At 71.0% G+C, this 14,888-nt stretch carries 16 protein-coding genes; 11 read left to right on the top strand and 5 right to left on the bottom strand.

The window, feature by feature from the left end; genetic code table 11:
- Positions 1 to 15 precede the first annotated feature (15 nt).
- From OO60_RS15095 to OO60_RS45845, 6 genes are all read left to right on the top strand, one after another.
- Positions 16 to 1,083 (top strand): ABC transporter ATP-binding protein, encoded by a 1,068-nt coding sequence (locus tag OO60_RS15095; protein WP_033261549.1) that lies wholly within the window; start codon positions 16 to 18, stop codon positions 1,081 to 1,083.
- A complete protein-coding gene (locus OO60_RS15090; protein ID WP_033261548.1) occupies positions 1,080 to 2,060 on the top strand; it encodes an ABC transporter permease in 981 nt (326 codons plus the stop codon). Before OO60_RS15095 ends, OO60_RS15090 begins: the two co-directional genes overlap by 4 nt.
- A gap of 1 nt (position 2,061) precedes the next feature.
- Entirely contained in the window at positions 2,062 to 3,045 is a 984-nt protein-coding gene (locus OO60_RS15085) for an ABC transporter permease (RefSeq protein ID WP_033261547.1), read from the top strand.
- On the top strand, positions 3,042 to 4,031 hold the full coding sequence (locus OO60_RS15080) for an ABC transporter ATP-binding protein (protein WP_033261546.1): 990 nt from the start codon (positions 3,042 to 3,044) through the stop codon (positions 4,029 to 4,031). The genes OO60_RS15085 and OO60_RS15080 overlap by 4 nt, the downstream gene beginning before the upstream one ends.
- A 28-nt stretch (positions 4,032 to 4,059) precedes the next feature.
- The gene (locus tag OO60_RS15075; RefSeq protein ID WP_033261545.1) at positions 4,060 to 5,463 is read left to right on the top strand and encodes a GH1 family beta-glucosidase; all 1,404 of its coding nucleotides are present in this window, start codon (positions 4,060 to 4,062) and stop codon (positions 5,461 to 5,463) included.
- 127 nt (positions 5,464 to 5,590) lie between these two features.
- A complete protein-coding gene (locus OO60_RS45845; RefSeq protein ID WP_081911212.1) occupies positions 5,591 to 6,004 on the top strand; it encodes a DUF2306 domain-containing protein in 414 nt (137 codons plus the stop codon).
- On the opposite strand, the gene OO60_RS15065 is transcribed toward OO60_RS45845, so the two are convergent.
- Together OO60_RS15065 and OO60_RS15060 are read right to left on the bottom strand one after the other, a co-directional pair.
- Positions 5,961 to 7,115, bottom strand: coding sequence for an acyl-CoA dehydrogenase family protein (locus OO60_RS15065; protein ID WP_033261544.1), 1,155 nt, complete (start codon positions 7,113 to 7,115; stop codon positions 5,961 to 5,963). The two genes, OO60_RS45845 and OO60_RS15065, sit on opposite strands and share 44 nt — an antisense overlap.
- Positions 7,112 to 9,454 carry a bifunctional salicylyl-CoA 5-hydroxylase/oxidoreductase gene (locus tag OO60_RS15060; RefSeq protein ID WP_033261543.1) on the bottom strand — a complete coding sequence of 781 codons (2,343 nt, stop codon included), beginning with the start codon at positions 9,452 to 9,454 and terminating at the stop codon, positions 7,112 to 7,114. The genes OO60_RS15065 and OO60_RS15060 overlap by 4 nt, the downstream gene beginning before the upstream one ends.
- A 66-nt stretch (positions 9,455 to 9,520) precedes the next feature.
- On the opposite strand from OO60_RS15060, the gene OO60_RS15055 reads away from it, so the two are divergent.
- On the top strand, positions 9,521 to 9,922 hold the full coding sequence (locus OO60_RS15055; protein WP_033261542.1) for a RidA family protein: 402 nt from the start codon (positions 9,521 to 9,523) through the stop codon (positions 9,920 to 9,922).
- A 37-nt stretch (positions 9,923 to 9,959) separates the two neighbouring features.
- On the opposite strand, the gene OO60_RS15050 is transcribed toward OO60_RS15055, so the two are convergent.
- On the bottom strand, positions 9,960 to 10,802 hold the full coding sequence (locus OO60_RS15050; RefSeq protein ID WP_033261541.1) for a PaaX family transcriptional regulator: 843 nt from the start codon (positions 10,800 to 10,802) through the stop codon (positions 9,960 to 9,962).
- Positions 10,803 to 10,854: 52 nt separating this feature from the next.
- On the opposite strand from OO60_RS15050, the gene OO60_RS15045 reads away from it, so the two are divergent.
- Genes OO60_RS15045 through OO60_RS15035 form a run of 3 tightly spaced genes read left to right on the top strand, consistent with a single transcriptional unit; the run spans position 10,855 to position 12,731 of the window.
- Positions 10,855 to 11,532, top strand: coding sequence for a GNAT family N-acetyltransferase (locus OO60_RS15045; RefSeq protein WP_033261540.1), 678 nt, complete (start codon positions 10,855 to 10,857; stop codon positions 11,530 to 11,532).
- A 43-nt stretch (positions 11,533 to 11,575) separates the two neighbouring features.
- The gene (locus OO60_RS15040) at positions 11,576 to 12,334 is read left to right on the top strand and encodes a cytochrome P450 family protein (RefSeq protein ID WP_209441385.1); all 759 of its coding nucleotides are present in this window, start codon (positions 11,576 to 11,578) and stop codon (positions 12,332 to 12,334) included.
- A 37-nt stretch (positions 12,335 to 12,371) separates the two neighbouring features.
- Positions 12,372 to 12,731 carry a PLDc N-terminal domain-containing protein gene (locus OO60_RS15035; protein WP_003105069.1) on the top strand — a complete coding sequence of 120 codons (360 nt, stop codon included), beginning with the start codon at positions 12,372 to 12,374 and terminating at the stop codon, positions 12,729 to 12,731.
- Here the strand turns inward: OO60_RS15035 and OO60_RS15030 are convergent.
- Complete coding sequence (locus tag OO60_RS15030; RefSeq protein WP_003105072.1) at positions 12,728 to 13,192, bottom strand: MarR family winged helix-turn-helix transcriptional regulator; 465 nt, start codon at positions 13,190 to 13,192, stop codon at positions 12,728 to 12,730. The two genes, OO60_RS15035 and OO60_RS15030, sit on opposite strands and share 4 nt — an antisense overlap.
- A 98-nt stretch (positions 13,193 to 13,290) precedes the next feature.
- Here OO60_RS15030 and OO60_RS15025 point away from each other — a divergent pair, with 98 nt between their 5' ends.
- Positions 13,291 to 13,713 (top strand): nitroreductase family deazaflavin-dependent oxidoreductase, encoded by a 423-nt coding sequence (locus OO60_RS15025; RefSeq protein ID WP_033261539.1) that lies wholly within the window; start codon positions 13,291 to 13,293, stop codon positions 13,711 to 13,713.
- On the opposite strand, the gene OO60_RS15020 is transcribed toward OO60_RS15025, so the two are convergent.
- The gene (locus tag OO60_RS15020; protein WP_003105076.1) at positions 13,710 to 14,870 is read right to left on the bottom strand and encodes an acyltransferase family protein; all 1,161 of its coding nucleotides are present in this window, start codon (positions 14,868 to 14,870) and stop codon (positions 13,710 to 13,712) included. The two genes, OO60_RS15025 and OO60_RS15020, sit on opposite strands and share 4 nt — an antisense overlap.
- Between the last annotated feature and the right edge of the window lie 18 nt (positions 14,871 to 14,888).

The raw sequence follows: 14,888 nt of genomic DNA, 5'->3' as shown, positions 1-14,888 counted from the left end.
ATGGCGGATTCAGCCGTGACGACCGAGCAGTCCCCCTCCGACCCCGTCGCCGTCGGGTCGGAGGGGGACCTCCCCGTGGTCCTCGAAGCCGCGGGCCTCACCAAGCACTTCCCGGTCCGCCGCAAGGGCCGGGCCGCGCTGACCGGCCCTCGCCGCAGCATCCAGGCCGTCGACGACGTCACCCTGACGCTCCGGCGGGGCCGCGTCACCGCCCTGGTCGGCGAGTCCGGTTCGGGCAAGTCGACGGTCGCGCGCCTGCTCGCGGGCCTCTACCCGCGCACCGGCGGCGACATCCGGCTGCACGGCGAGACGGTGAACGTCAAGCACGGCAAGGCGTTCCGGGCCTACGCCCGCCGGGTCCAGATGATCTTCCAGGACCCGTTCGCGTCGCTGAACCCGGTGCACACCGTGCGCTATCACCTGACGCGGGCGCTGAAGATCCACGGCCGCGCGGGTGACGACCTCGAGAAGTCGCTGCACGAGCTGCTCTCGCGCGTCCAGCTGACCCCACCCGAGCGGTACATCGACAAGTTCCCGCACGAGCTGTCCGGCGGGCAGCGCCAGCGCGTCGCCATCGCGCGGGCGCTCGGCGCCGACCCGGAGGCGCTGCTGGCCGACGAGCCGGTGTCCATGTTGGACGTCTCCATCCGGCTCGGCGTGCTGAACCTGCTGCGGGACCTCAAGGAACGCCTGCACCTGGCGATCCTGTACATCACGCACGACATCGCGTCCGCGCGCTACTTCGCCGACGACACCATGGTGATGTACGCGGGCCGGATGGTCGAAGGCGGCGACAGCGAAACCATCACGCAGCGGCCGGCACACCCGTACACGCGGCTGCTCATCGAATCCGCCCCCGACCCGGACCGGATCGCGGGCGGCGGCGACCCGGCGGAGACACCGGCCGAACGCGGGTCCGGCGAGCCGCCGAGCCTGATCGACCCGCCGTCCGGCTGCCGGTTCCACCCGCGCTGCCCGGTCGCGATGGCCCGGTGCGAAACCGAGCTGCCGCCGCGGTTCGACGTCGGTGACGCGCCCGGCCACTGGGCCGCGTGCTGGCTGTACGACGGAGCCGCCCGATGAGGTACCTGCTGCAACGGCTGGGCTTCTACGTCTTCACCGCGTGGGCCGCCGTCACCATCAACTTCTTCATCCCGCGGCTGATCCCGGGCGACCCGGTGCAGTCGCTGATCGCCAAGAACCAGGGCATGATCAGCGCGGACGCCATCGAGTCGCTGTACGTCCTGTTCGGACTCGACAAGAACGAAAGCCTGATCTCCCAGTACTTCGACTACTGGGGCCAGCTCTTCCGCGGCGACCTCGGGATCTCGTTCACGTTCTTCCCGACGCCGGTGTCCGACCTGCTCACCGACAGTCTGCCGTGGACGATCATCCTGGTCGGCATCACCACGGTCGTCGGCTTCGCCATCGGCACCGGGCTCGGCGTGGTCGCCGGCTGGAAGCGCGGCTCGTGGGTCGACGGCCTGCTGCCGGTGACGACGTTCCTGTCGTCGATCCCGTACTTCTGGCTCGGCCTGATCGCGCTGACGATCCTGGCCGGCCCGGGCAGCTTCTTCCCGTCGTCCGGCGGCTACGACCCGGGCACCGTGCCCGGCTGGGACGGCTCGTTCATCGGCAGCGCGATCCAGCACAGCCTGCTGCCCGCGCTGACCATCCTGATCAGCTCGATGGGCAGCTGGATCCTGGGCATGCGGAACATGATGGTCACGGTCGCGTCGGAGGACTACGTCACCGTCGCGCACGCCAAGGGCCTGCCGGAACGCCGGGTGATGGTGGGTTACGCGGCGCGCAACGCGCTGCTGCCCAGCGTGTCCGGCTTCGCGCTGGCGCTCGGCTTCATCGTCGGCGGCACGCTGCTGGTGGAGATCGTCTTCTCCTACCCCGGCGTCGGCTACCAGCTGTTCCAGGCCGTCGGCTCGCAGGACTACCCGCTGATGCAGGGCATCTTCCTGATCATCACGCTGTCGGTGCTGGTGGCGAACCTGCTCGCCGACGTCGCCTACCTCGCGCTCGACCCGCGCACCCGGAAGGAGGGCTGACATGGCTGTCCCCGCGGCGGACGTCAAGGCCGCCCAGGCCCTCCCGCTCGAAGCGGTCGCGCGCCGGCGCCGTTTCCGGTTCCTCACCGGCGGCAAGACCGTCACCGGGGTCGCCGTCATCGGCTTCTTCCTGGTGATCGCGATCATCGGCGACTGGATCGCGCCGTACGACCCGTCGGCGCGCAGCAGCGATCTGCTGGAGGCGCCGTCGGCGCGGCACTGGTTCGGCACCACCCACCTCGGCCAGGACATCTTCAGCCAGGTCGTGGTCGGCACCCGCAGCGTGATGCTGGTCGGGCTGGCCGCCGGGATCGTGGCGACGATCCTCGCGGTGATCGTCGGCGTGACGTCCGGGTACCTCGGCGGCACCCCGGGCGAGGGTCTGTCCGCACTGTCCAATGTGTTCCTGGTGATCCCGGCGCTGCCGCTGATCATCATCATCGGCAGCGCGGTGCCCACCGGCGGCGACATCCTGGTGGCGGTGATCATCGGCTTCACGTCGTGGGCGTGGGGCGCGCGGGTCCTCCGGGCGCAGACGTTGTCGCTGAGAGGCCGGGAATACGTCGAAGCGGCCCGGGCGACCGGCGAATCGACGTGGCGGATCATCTTCTTCGAAATCCTGCCGAACCTGACCGCGGTGATCGCGTCCAGCTTCGTCGGCACGGTGATCTTCGCCGTGATGTCCGAGATCACGCTCGCGTTCGTCGGCGTCTCCGGACTGTCCAACTGGAACTGGGGCACGATCCTGTTCTGGGCGCAGAGCCAGCAGGCGCTCGCCCAGGGCGCGTGGTGGTGGTTCGTGCCGGCCGGGCTGGCGATCGCCATCCTCGGCACGGCGCTGTCCCTGCTCAACTTCGGCATCGACGAGTTCGTCAGCCCGCGGCTGCGCGGCAGCGGCAAGGCGCGCGTCAAGGGCGCCGACGGGAAGACGCATCGCATGCGGGTGGGCTTCACGCCCGTGCTCGGGCGGGAGGAACGGCCATGATGGACCCGGTGCTGGAAATCAAGGGACTCGACGTCGACTACGGCGTCGGCGACGAGGCCGTGCGCGCGGTCCGGGACGTGCACCTGACGCTGCACCGCGGCGAAGTGCTCGGCCTGGCCGGGGAAAGCGGCAGCGGGAAGTCCACTTTGGCCTACGGGCTGACGCGGCTGCTGGCCCCGCCGGGCGTCATCCGCGGCGGCGAGGTGATCTACCACCCCGCCGACGGCGAGCCCTACGACGTCCTGCGGCTGACGGACAGGCAGCTGCGCGACTTCCGGTGGGCGGAGACGTCCATCGTGTTCCAGGGCGCGATGAACTCGCTGAACCCGGTGCACAAGGTGGTCACGCAGCTGGTCGACGTCATCAAGGCGCACGAACCGCGGTCCACGCGTGCGGGTCGTGTCGCGCGGGCGCGCGATCTGCTGAAGCTGGTCGGCATCTCGGCCGACCGGCTGGAGGCGTACCCGCACCAGCTGTCCGGCGGCATGCGGCAGCGCGTGATGATCGCGATGGCGCTCGCGCTGGAACCGCGGATCGTCATCATGGACGAGCCGACGACCGCGCTCGACGTCGTGATGCAGCGGCAGATCCTCGGCCAGCTCGTGGAACTGCGCGAACGGCTGGGCTTCTCGGTCCTGTTCATCACGCACGACCTGTCGCTGCTGGTGGAGTTCTCGGACCGGATCGCGATCATGTACGGCGGCCGGATCGTCGAGCAGGCCCCGGCGGCCGACCTCTACCGGGACGCGCTGCACCCGTACAGCCACGGCCTGCTGAACTCGTTCCCCGCGCTGCGCGGGCCGCGGCGCGAGCTGGCCGGGATCCCCGGGTCGCCGCCGGACACGCGCGGGATGCCGTCCGGCTGCGCGTTCCACCCGCGGTGCCCCAAGGCTTTCGAGCCGTGCCCCGACCGCGTGCCCCTGCTGGGCACGCCCGGCGATCCCGCGCGCGAAGTGGCGTGCTGGCTGCACCCCGTCGCTCCCTGAACGCCGATACCCCTGGAGGAGAGCCGCCTTGACCGAGACCACCGCCGCGACCGCCGAGCAGCAGGCGCTGATCGACACCCTGCCGCCGGACTTCCGCTGGGGCGTGGCGACCGCCGCGTACCAGATCGAAGGCGCGGTCGCGGAAGACGGGCGCACACCGTCCATCTGGGACACCTTCTGCCAGGTGCCGTGGGCGATCGACAACAACGACAACGGTGACGTGGCGTGCGACCACTACCACCGGATGCCGTCCGACATCGGGCTCGTCACCGAACTCGGGGCGGACACCTACCGGTTTTCGGTGGCGTGGCCCCGGGTCCAGCCGCGCGGCCGCGGCGGCGTCAACGAGGCAGGCATCGGGTTCTACGACCGGCTCGTCGACGAGACGCTGAGCCGCGGCATCACGCCGTGGCTGACGCTGTACCACTGGGACCTCCCGCAGGAGCTCGAGGACGCGGGCGGCTGGCCGGCCCGCGACACGGCGTACCGGTTCGCGGACTACGCGATGCTGGTTTTCGACCGGCTTTCCGACCGGGTGCGGCACTGGACGACGTTGAACGAGCCGTGGTGCTCGGCGATGCACGGGTACGTCCACGGCGTGATGGCCCCGGGCCGCCGTGACTACGCGGCGGGGTTGCACGCGGTGCACCACCTGCTGCTGGGCCACGGGCTGGCGGTGCAGCGCATGCGCGAGGCGGCCCCGGCCGACACGCAGTTCGGCATCACGCTGAACATGTGCACGGCCGACCCGGCAACGGACTCGCCGGAGGACGTCCGCGCGGCGCGTCAGGCGGACGGCCTGGGCGTCCGGATCTACCTGGACCCGCTGGTCCACGGCCGCTACCCGGCGGACGTGGTGGACGACCTGGCCGCGCGGGGAGTCCGCCTCCCGGTCCAGGACGGCGACCTCGACGTGATCTCCACCCCGCTGGACTTCCTGGGCGTGAACTACTACTTCGGCCAGCAGTTCTCGGGCGTGGACGAGTCGGGGTCCACAGTGGACGCCGACGGCGCACCGGCGTCCCGGGTGATCCCGTTCGGCGAGCCGACGACGGCGATGGGCTGGGAGATCCTCCCGGGCAAGTTCACCGAGCTGCTGACCCGGCTGGGCCAGGACTACCCGGGCTTGCCGATGTACATCACGGAGAACGGCTCGGCCTTCGACGACGACCCGGACTCGTCCGGCTTCGTCCGCGACGACGGGCGTACGGCTTACCTGGCCTCGCACATCGCGGCAGTGGCGGCGGCTCGTCAGGCGGGGGCGGACGTGCGCGGCTACTTCGCCTGGTCCCTTTTGGACAACTTCGAGTGGGCTTACGGGTACGCGAAGCGGTTCGGCCTGATCCGGGTGGATTACGAGACGCAGGAGCGGACGATCAAGCAGAGCGGGTACTTCTACCGGGACACGGTCCGCCGGGTCCGGGGCAGCTGACCCTTTCCGGCGGTAGGGCGTTCCCTACCGCCGGGGCGGCGGCCTGCCCCATGGCCGCCGCCGGCGGGCGTCCCTAGCGTCGGTGGGCAGCCGACCCTGGGGGTAGCCGTGGTTCCTCGTCGCCCACATCGCCTTCGGCACGGTCGCCATCGTCGGTGTCATCCTGCAGATCTGGCCCTGGCTGCGCCGGACGCACCCCGTTGCGCACCGGCGCATCGGGCGGGTCTACGTTTTCGCCGGCGCGATCGACGTCGTTGCCGCCCTGCTTTGGCTCGGCTTCACGATCGCCGGGTGGCGGGCGATCCGGCGGCGGCGGTACGGCGACCATCGCAAGTGGATGGTCCGCAGCTTCGCCATGTGCATGAACACCCTGATGACCCGCGCTCTGTCACCGGTCGGGTTCCTGCTGGTCCTGCCGCGGGGCGGGGACAAGACCACGATGATCCTCACCGCGGCCGCGGTGTCCGGCGTGCTGAGCGTGCTGAGCCTGCTGCTGCTCAGTCAGTGGTGGCTCGAGCGGAAGCCAGCCAGCGCGCAATGATCGTCCGCTGGATCTCCGATGCGCCCTCGTAAATCCGCGGGGCGCGGACCTCGCGGTACAGGTGCTCCAACAGGTGCCCGCGGCGCAACGCGCGGGCGCCGTGCAGCTGGACCGCCGAATCCACGACGAACTGGGCCGCCTCCGTCGCGAACAGTTTCGCCATTGCCGCGCGGCCGCCGAGGTTCTGCTCGCCCGCGTCGTACGCTCCCGCCGCCGCGTAGACCAGGAGGCGGGCCGCTTCCGTGCGCGTGGCCATCTCGGCCAGCGTGTGGGCCACCGCCTGCTGCTTGATCAAGGGCCCGCCGAACGCCTCGCGCTCGCCGGCGTGGTCCACAGTGGCGTCCAGTGCCGCCTGGGCCATGCCGACCGCGAACGCGCCCACGCTCGGGCGGAACAGGTCGAGGGTCCGCATGGCCACGGCGAAACCGCGGTTCTCCTCGCCGAGCAGTTCTTCACGCAGCACGGAGACGCCGTCGAACGTCACCGTGCCGATCGGGTGCGGGCTGACCAGGTCGAGGTGCTCGCCGCCGAGGCCGGGGCGGTCGGCCGGGACGACGAACGCGCTGACCCCGCGGGAGCCCGCGCCCGGGGTGGTGCGGGCGAACACCGTGTAGAAGTCCGCTTCCGGGGCGTTGGAAATCCACATCTTCGTCCCGGTGAGCCGCCAGCCGTCGCCGTCGGGCTCCGCCGCCAGCGACAGGGCTGCCGCGTCCGAGCCCGCGTCCGGTTCCGTCAGCGCGAACGCCGCCACCGCGTCGCCCGCCGCCACCGCCGGCAGCCAGCGAGCCACCTGATCGTCCTGCCCGGACTGCAGCACCGGGTAACTTCCCAGGCCCTGCAACGCCAGCGCAGTCTCGGCTTCGGTGCTGACCATGGCGAGGTTCTCGCGCAGGATGCACAGGTCCGTCGCGGCCGCCTGCCTCGACGGCGTGCCCGACGCGACGCCGGGGAAGAGCCGAGCGAGCAGGCCGAGTGCGCCCATCGCCTTGAGCAGCGGGCGGTTGACCGAACCCTCCACACCGGACTCCGCGAGCGGAAGCAGCTGCTCGGCTGCCAGCTGCCGCACCTCAAGAGCGAACGCCTGCTGTGCAGGATTCAGCGCGAAGGTCATGACGAAGCTCCCGGTCGCCAGCGGGCATGGGCAGTACCGGCGGGACCGGACCGGACGAGGTCGAGACGCGGCTCCGGCCCGTCGGAGCGGCCCGTCTGCGGCTTGCGGCTGCCCGCGGCGAACGGCTTCGGCCACGGCATCGGGTACCCCTGCTCGGCCGCCGCGTGCAGCGTCCACTGTGGATCGTAGAGGTGCGTGCGACCCAGCGCGCAGAGGTCCGCGCGCCCGGCCAGGATCAGCGAATTGACGTCGTCGTAGGACGAAATCGCGCCGACCGCGATCACCGCGATCCCGTACTCCTCGCCGATCTCGTTGCGGATCCGGTCGGCGTACGGGGTCTGGTAGCTGCGGCCGTACTGCGGGCGTTCCTCGCTGACGACCTGGCCGGTCGAGACGTCGATACCCGCGGCGCCGTGGGCGGCGAACGCCCGCGCGATCTCCACGGCGTCGTCGGCGTCGATGCCGCCCTCGCACCAGTCGGTCGCCGAGATCCGGACGGTCATCGGCCGGCCTGCGGGCCACACCGCGCGGACCGCGTCGAAGACTTCGAGCGGGAAGCGCAGCCGGTTTTCCAGCGAGCCGCCGTAAGCGTCGGTGCGCTGGTTCGTCAGCGGCGAGAGGAACGACGACAGCAGGTAGCCGTGCGCGCAGTGCAGCTCGAGGACGTCGAACCCGGCCCGGGCGGCGGCTTCGGCGCACGCCACGAACTGCGAACGGATCTCCGAAAGCTCCGATGTGGACAGTTCGCGCGGGACCTGGTTCCGCGAGGAGTACGGCAGCGGCGAGGGGGCGCAGAGCTCCCAGTTGCCCGAAGGCAGCGGCTCGTCGATGCCGTCCCACATGAGTTTCGTCGAGCCCTTGCGCCCGGAGTGTCCCAGCTGGACACCGATGCGCGCGGGTGTCTGCGTGTGCACGAAGTCGACGACCCGCTTCCAGGCGGCTTCCTGCTCCGCTGTGTACAGGCCGCCGCAGCCCGGCGTGATCCGGCCCTCGGGGGAGACGCAGACCATCTCCGTCATCACCAGCCCGGCGCCGCCCAGGGCCTTGCTTCCCAGGTGTACCAGGTGGAAGTCGCCCGGCACACCGTCCACAGCGGAATACATGTCCATCGGCGACACGACGATCCGGTTGGGCAGCTCCAGCTCGCCGAGGGAGAACGGCTGGAACATCGGCGGCCGCGAAGTGGTCCCGAGCGAACGGGCGAACCAGTGGTCGAGCTCGGCCGCGAACTCGGGGTCGCGCAGGCGGAGGTTGTCGTAGGTGACGCGGCGGCTGCGCGTCAGGATGTTGAACGCGAACTGCGGCGGCTCCTGGTGGGCGTACTGCGCGATGTTCTCGAACCACTCCAGGCTGGCCTGCGCGGCGCGCTGCGTCGACGTGACGACCGGCCGCCGTTCCAGCTCGTAGGCTTTCAGCGCCTCCGTCACGCCGTCGTTCTCGTGCAGGCACGCGGCCAGCGCGAGCGCGTCCTCCATCGCGAGCTTCGTCCCGGAGCCGATCGAGAAGTGCGCGGTGTGCGCGGCATCGCCGAGGAGGACGACGTTCTCGTGCACCCACGTTTCGCAGCGGACCGTGCCGAACGAGACCCACTTCGAGTTGTTCGCCATCACTTGGTGGCCGTCGAGGACGTCGGCGCACAGCTCGCGGATCAGCGCGATCGACTTCTCGTCGCTCTCGCCGGGTTTCAGCGATGCCGCCGCGATCGGGCCGAACGTCCGCTGCCAGACGTCCTCCTGGACCTCGAGGATGAACGTGCTGCCGTCGCGGCCGTACGGGTAGCCGTGGATCTGCATGATCCCGGCCGGCGTTTCGAGGACGTAGAACTTGAAGGCGTCGAACACCAGGTCCGTGCCCAGCCAGATGTACCGGCACCGGCGCGTCTCGACGCTCGGCCGGAACGTCTCGGCGTACCGCGCGCGCATCGCCGAGTTGACGCCGTCGGCGGCGACGACCAGGTCGTACCCCGAGAGGTCGGCCGGTGCTTCCTCCCGGAAGTGCAGGCCGACGCCGAGCTCGCCGCAGCGGCTCTGGAGGATGCCGAGCAGGCGCTTGCGGCTCATCGCGGCGAAGCCGTGGCCGCCCGAGGTGGTGACCGTGCCGCGGTAGTGCACGTCGATGTCGTCCCACCGGGCGAATTCGGCCTTCATCGCCTCGTGCACCGCCGCGTCGGCGTGCTCGATGCCGCCGAGCGTCTCGTCGGAGAACACCACGCCGAAGCCGAAGGTGTCGTCCGGCGCGTTGCGCTCCCAGACGGTGATTTCGTGGCCGGGACCGAGCTGCTTCGCGAGCGCGGCGAAGTACAGACCCGCCGGGCCGCCACCGATGACCGCGATTCGCACATGTCCAGGGTATGTCGTCAGCGGTACGACCGTCAATGACGCGAAAGATGGCGTACGGTGTCCGGCATGGAACGCATCAACCCGCCGGAGCTGGGCAAGCCGTCCGGGTTCTCGCACGCGGTGGTGGCGGAGGGCCGGGTCGTCTTCCTCGCCGGGCAGACGGCGCTGGACGCGTCGAACCGGATCGTCGGCGACGGCGTCGTGGAGCAGTTCGAACGCGCGCTCGGCAACCTCCTGGCGGCCCTGCGCGCGGCCGGCGGCACCCCGGAGGACCTCTGCAGCGTGACGATCTACATCGTCGACATGGCCGACTACCGCGCCAACGCCCGCGAGATCGGCCGGGTCTGGAAGCGGCTCGCGGGCACGGAGTACCCGGCGATGGCCGGCATCGGCGTCTCCCGACTATGGGACGAGGAAGCCCTGGTCGAGGTCCAAGGCTTCGCGGTCGTGAGTGGTAAGGCGGGTTAGAACTCGCCTTACCACTCACGACAACTTGCGCCGGGGCTCAGGTGAGTTTGATGGCCTTCGCGACGTACGCTCGTGCCGGGGTCTCCAGCTGGGCGTGCAGCTCGAAGAACAGCTCCGCCGCGCGGATCCCGGACCAGTCACGCGGCAGGAACTCCGCCGGCAGCCCGGGATCGAGGTACGGCATCCGCCGCCAGCCGGTCAGCACCCGGATGTAGTCGGCGAACGCCTGTTCCTCGGTCACCGGCTTGCGGCGCAGCGCCGGGCCGTGCTCGTCGAGGAACGTCGTGTACAGCTCGTCCAGGCGGTCGAGGTCCCACCACTCGCGGACCTTCGCCGCGACGTCGCCGAACGCCAGGTGGTCGGCGTGGAACAGGTCGGCGTACCCGGCCAGGCCGAGCCGGGTCAGGGCCTCCTCGGTCGCGCCGTGGAGGTGGGCCGGCGCGATCCAGACGCCGGAGGCCGCGGTGCCGAAGCCCATCCGGGCCAGCTGGGCGCGCAGGAGGTGGCGCTTGTGGCGCTCGGTCTCCGGCACCGAGAACACCGCGAGCAGCCAGCCGTCGGCTGGAGTCGCGCGCCCGCGGCGGAAGATCCGCTCGTCGCCTTCCCGCAGGATCTCGCGGGCTTCGTCGGACAGCTCGTAGCCCGCCGTCGCGTCACGGCGGACCGCTTCGAGGATCCCGCGCCGCTTCAGCCGGGAGATGGACGAGCGCACGGCGGGCTCGTCGACGCCGACGGCGGCGAGCAGGTCGATCAGCGACGCGACCGAGAGCCAGCCGCCTTCGGTGCGCGAATAGAGGCCGTACACCGTCACGATGAGCTGACGCGGCTGGGCCGCCCGGCCGGAGCCGTCCAGTTCGGTTGCGTCGGGTACGGCCGTCATCGGGCCACGATAGCAACTCCGGCCCGGATCGCTCCGCTACGATTTCGCCGCGATGCAGCCAGCCACCAAGGGGATCTTCGACCGGCTCACCCGCCGCGGCCGCCTGATGACCAAGCGGGCCTGCGACCGGCAGGGCCATGTGGTGCGCGCCGGGCGCTTCCTCTTCCGCACCCCGACCGCGTGGGAGTACGCCGCCGCGGTCGCCTGCGGCAGCGATCCGGCCGCGCAGCGCTGGCTCGGCTGGCAGCGCGATTCGATCGTCGCCGAGCCGTCCCGGGCGGACGCGCTGCGGGTCGTGCCCGGCACCGGCCCGGACTGGGCGGCGCCGGACCCGCAGTCGGTCGACCTGGTGATGATCGACGTCGCGGCCAACCGCTGCGTCGGGCTGGTCAGCGTGCACACCGGCGAGGACGGCGGCCCGGAGACCGGCGGCTACCTCGCTCCGGACTACCGCGGCCGCGGCCACGGCCGGGTGCTGTTCGCGGCCGGCCTGACGCTGGCGCACGACCACCTGGGCCTGCCGCGGGTGCGCGCGGGCGCGGAGGTGGGGAACGTGGCGAGCGCGCGGTCGCTGCGGGCCGCCGGGCTCGCGCGGGTCGCCGGCCCGCCGACGTACCGCCTGCCGGACGGCCGGGTCACCGAGGCGTGGTGGTTCCAGCACGACGTCCCGCGCGTGACGCGCTGCAACGGTCCGCAGGCCACGTGGTTCCCGGTGTCGTCGGTGCTCTGACACTTCGGCGTCCGCCGACGTTTCCCGCGGCTAACTTCGCGGTATGACTGCGCTTTCCGCTCCGGTTCCGCCCGTGCCCGACGAAGTGACACCGGGGAGCATCGCCTGGCTGCGCGCGTCCGTCGCCCGCTTCAGCAACGGCCCCGACCACGTCCGGCGCCGGGCGCTGGCGGTGGACGCGCTGGCGCCGGTCGACGCGGACTCGTTGCAGCACAAAGCTTTCGAACGCACCTGCCGGCTCACGGCCGGTCTCGACGTCGTCGACGTGATGGCCACGATCGCGCGCCCGGTGCCGGTCGGGGTGCTCGCCGAAGCGCTGGGCCTGCCGGACGTCTCGGCCGACGTGGTGCCGGTGGCGGCCGCGTACCACCCGCACGTGACCCCCGATGCCGCCGCCGAAGCGGCGCTGGGCCGCCTGATCGCGGCCTGCGGCGGGCCGGGCGAACGCACGGCGGCGCGGATCGGCCTGCTCGTCCAAGCCTGCGATGCCACGGCGGGCCTCATCGGCAACCGGCTTTTCGCGTCGCTGACCGGAAAACCCGCGGAGCAGCCGGTGCTCGCCACCCGCCGCCGGATCGGCGGCGAGGACGTCACGGTGCCGCTCACCGGGACGCCGTTCGGCGCCGGGCCCCGCGCCTGCCCCGGCTCGCGGCACGCCGAGGCCCTCGCGACCGGCGTTCTCGAGGCGTTGCGCGGTTTCCGCCTGACAGAACGGGAAACGACGTGGGTGGCGGCGCCGAATCTCCGGATGCCCGCGGTGCTGCAGGTGGCCCGCAGCCGGCCGGCCGGCGGGCTCTGCTAAGACTTACCGCGTTCATCGTCTGGGGGAAGGTCGGGAATTGCTGTACTTCGATGGTCTGCTCGGCATCGTCACGTTCGGGTTGTGGATCTTCTGCCTGGTCGACGTGATCACGACGGACGAATCGTCCTGCCGCAACCTGCCCAAGGGGCTGTGGTTGCTGCTGGTCCTGGTGGTGCCGCTGGTCGGCTCGATCGTCTGGCTGGTGGCGGGCCGTCCGCAGCAGGTGACGCGGGCGCGCGGCCGGTACGAGCGCGAGGCGACGGCGTTCCCCGAGTACGACCGCCCGGGCCGGTTCGCGGCCACGAACCCGGACGACGACGAGGAATTCCTGCGCAAGTGCCGGGAGCGCGCGGAGGCGCAGCGCAAGCTCGCCCGCGAAAAGCGCGGCGAGGACTAGCAGCCCGGCCCTTCGCAGGTGCCGCGTTCGTAGGCTTCGAGCGTCGTGATCACCAGCCGGCGCTCGGCGGGGGTCAACGGCGTCAGCGCGTCGCTCCACGCCTTGGCGCCGCGGGCGAGCCAGGCGTCGACCGCCGGGCGCTTGTCCGGGGTGATGCTCACGATCGTGCGGCGGCGGTCCGCCGGGTCTTCGTCGCGGTTCAGCACACCCTGACGGCTGAGGTCGCCGACCATCAGGCTCGCCGTCGTCGGCGCCACCTGGAGGCGGGCCGCCAGTTCGGTCACCGTCATCGGGCCGTCGAAGAGCAGGTACGACAGCAGCGAGAGGTGCCGCGGCGCCAGCGCGCAGCCGTTCAGCTCCGCCGGCACCGGTGTCCGCTTCGCGCGGCCGACCAGCCGGGGCATGAGCAGCAGCAGCTGCCGAACGCCGTCCTCGACACTCGGTCCGGCCTCCGTTGACACCGATTGCCTCCTCTCGGTAACTTTGTTTGCAAAGCAAACGCTTTGGCTCGAGCGTACCTCGCGTCGGTCGAGCGTACCGGCCAGAAACAGGGGATCCCATGACGACGCCATCCGAGATGAACGACTTCAACAAGCAGATCGTCGAGGAGTTCCGGGCCAACGAGGGCCGGGTCGGCGGCATGTTCGAGGGCAAGAACGTGCTCTTGCTCACGACGATCGGAGCGAAGAGCGGCGCCGAGCGCCTGTCGCCCCTGGTCTACACCCGCGACGGCGACCGCTACGTGGTCGCGGCCTCGATGGGCGGCGCACCGAAGAACCCGGCCTGGTACCACAACCTGGTGGCGAACCCGAAGGTCACGCTCGAGGTGGGCACGGAGAAGTTCGAGGCCACGGCCACGGTGATCGCCGACCGCGCGGAGCGGGACCGCCTGTACGCGGGCATGGTCGCGCACGCGGAGGGCTTCGCGGACTACGAGAAGAACACCTCCCGGCTCATCCCGATCGTCGTGCTGGAGCGCTAGGAACCGATGGGGGCGGGCTCGGCGGGCGTGGTCGCCGGCCGGGCCGCTTCCAGGCGCCGCTCGCGCCGCTCCTCCTTGCGCTGGATCACCCGCTTGCCCACGTCGATCAGCGGCTTCTCCACCCAGCGGTGGATCAGGTCCGCGATCGCCAGGCCGACCAGGAACACCACCAGCGCCGAGACCGTCCGGCTCTGGGCGAGCCCGGGCACCGCCTGCACGACGGCGAAGTGCACCGGCCCCTGCAGCAGGTACAGCGAGTACGACCGCTCGCCGACGAACCGCATCGGGGCCGTGCCGAGCAGCCAGCGCAGCGGGCCGGGGCTCACCAGCACGATCAGCAGCAGCATCGTCAGCCCCGCGTACGCCACCAGCCACCACAGGTTCTGCCCCGACGCCGTCCACACGGTGTCCAGGTTGACGTGCAGCAGCACGAACGCCGCGACGATCGGGATCGCCGCCAGCGGGTGCGTCAACGGCTTCAGCAGCGCGTAGCCGCGGCGGTAGTGCAGCGTGATCGCCAGCAGGCAGCCGCCGGCGAGGATGAAGTAGTGGATGGTCGAGTGGTAGATCGCGACCTTCGAGCCTGCCAGCGCCCAGCCGCTGGTCAGCGGCACCAGCGCCAGCAGCACCACCATCGCCGCGGCCACCAGCAGGAACTTGCGCTTCGCCGCGCCGATCCCGATCGCGACCAGCAGGAACGGCCAGACGAGGTAGAACTTCTCCTCGATCCCGAGCGTCCACGAGCCGCTGAAGAAGTTGTCCGCGGCGTGGTCGGCCGTCGACGGGAAGAACTCGTTCATGAACGTCAGGTAGTACTTCAGCGCCCGCGGGAAACCGCGTTCCAGGAACTCCGCGCGCAGCAGGACGAACGCGATGATCCCGCCGAGGATCACCAGGTACGGCGGCAGGATCCGGAACACGCGCCGGAGGTAGAAGTTCGACAGCGAAATCCGGCCGGTCCGGTCCTGCTCGCGCAGCAGCAGCGTGGTGATCAGGAAACCGGACAGCACGAAGAACAGGTAGACGCCGACCCAGCCCGACAGCCACGTCCAGTTCGGCCCGCCGAAGTGGAAGAAGATGACCATCGTCGCGGCGAGCGCGCGCAGGCCGTCGAGCCCGGGGAACCGCCGCATGCCGAGGTAGTCCTCGTGGCTCATCGTGCGCAAGGCGGTCCC

The organism is Amycolatopsis vancoresmycina (assembly GCF_000716785.1).
In the GTDB taxonomy this organism is placed as follows: domain Bacteria; phylum Actinomycetota; class Actinomycetes; order Mycobacteriales; family Pseudonocardiaceae; genus Amycolatopsis; species Amycolatopsis vancoresmycina.
Note: the sequence above shows the minus strand (reverse complement) of the source record. Positions and strands in the feature narration are given on the sequence as shown.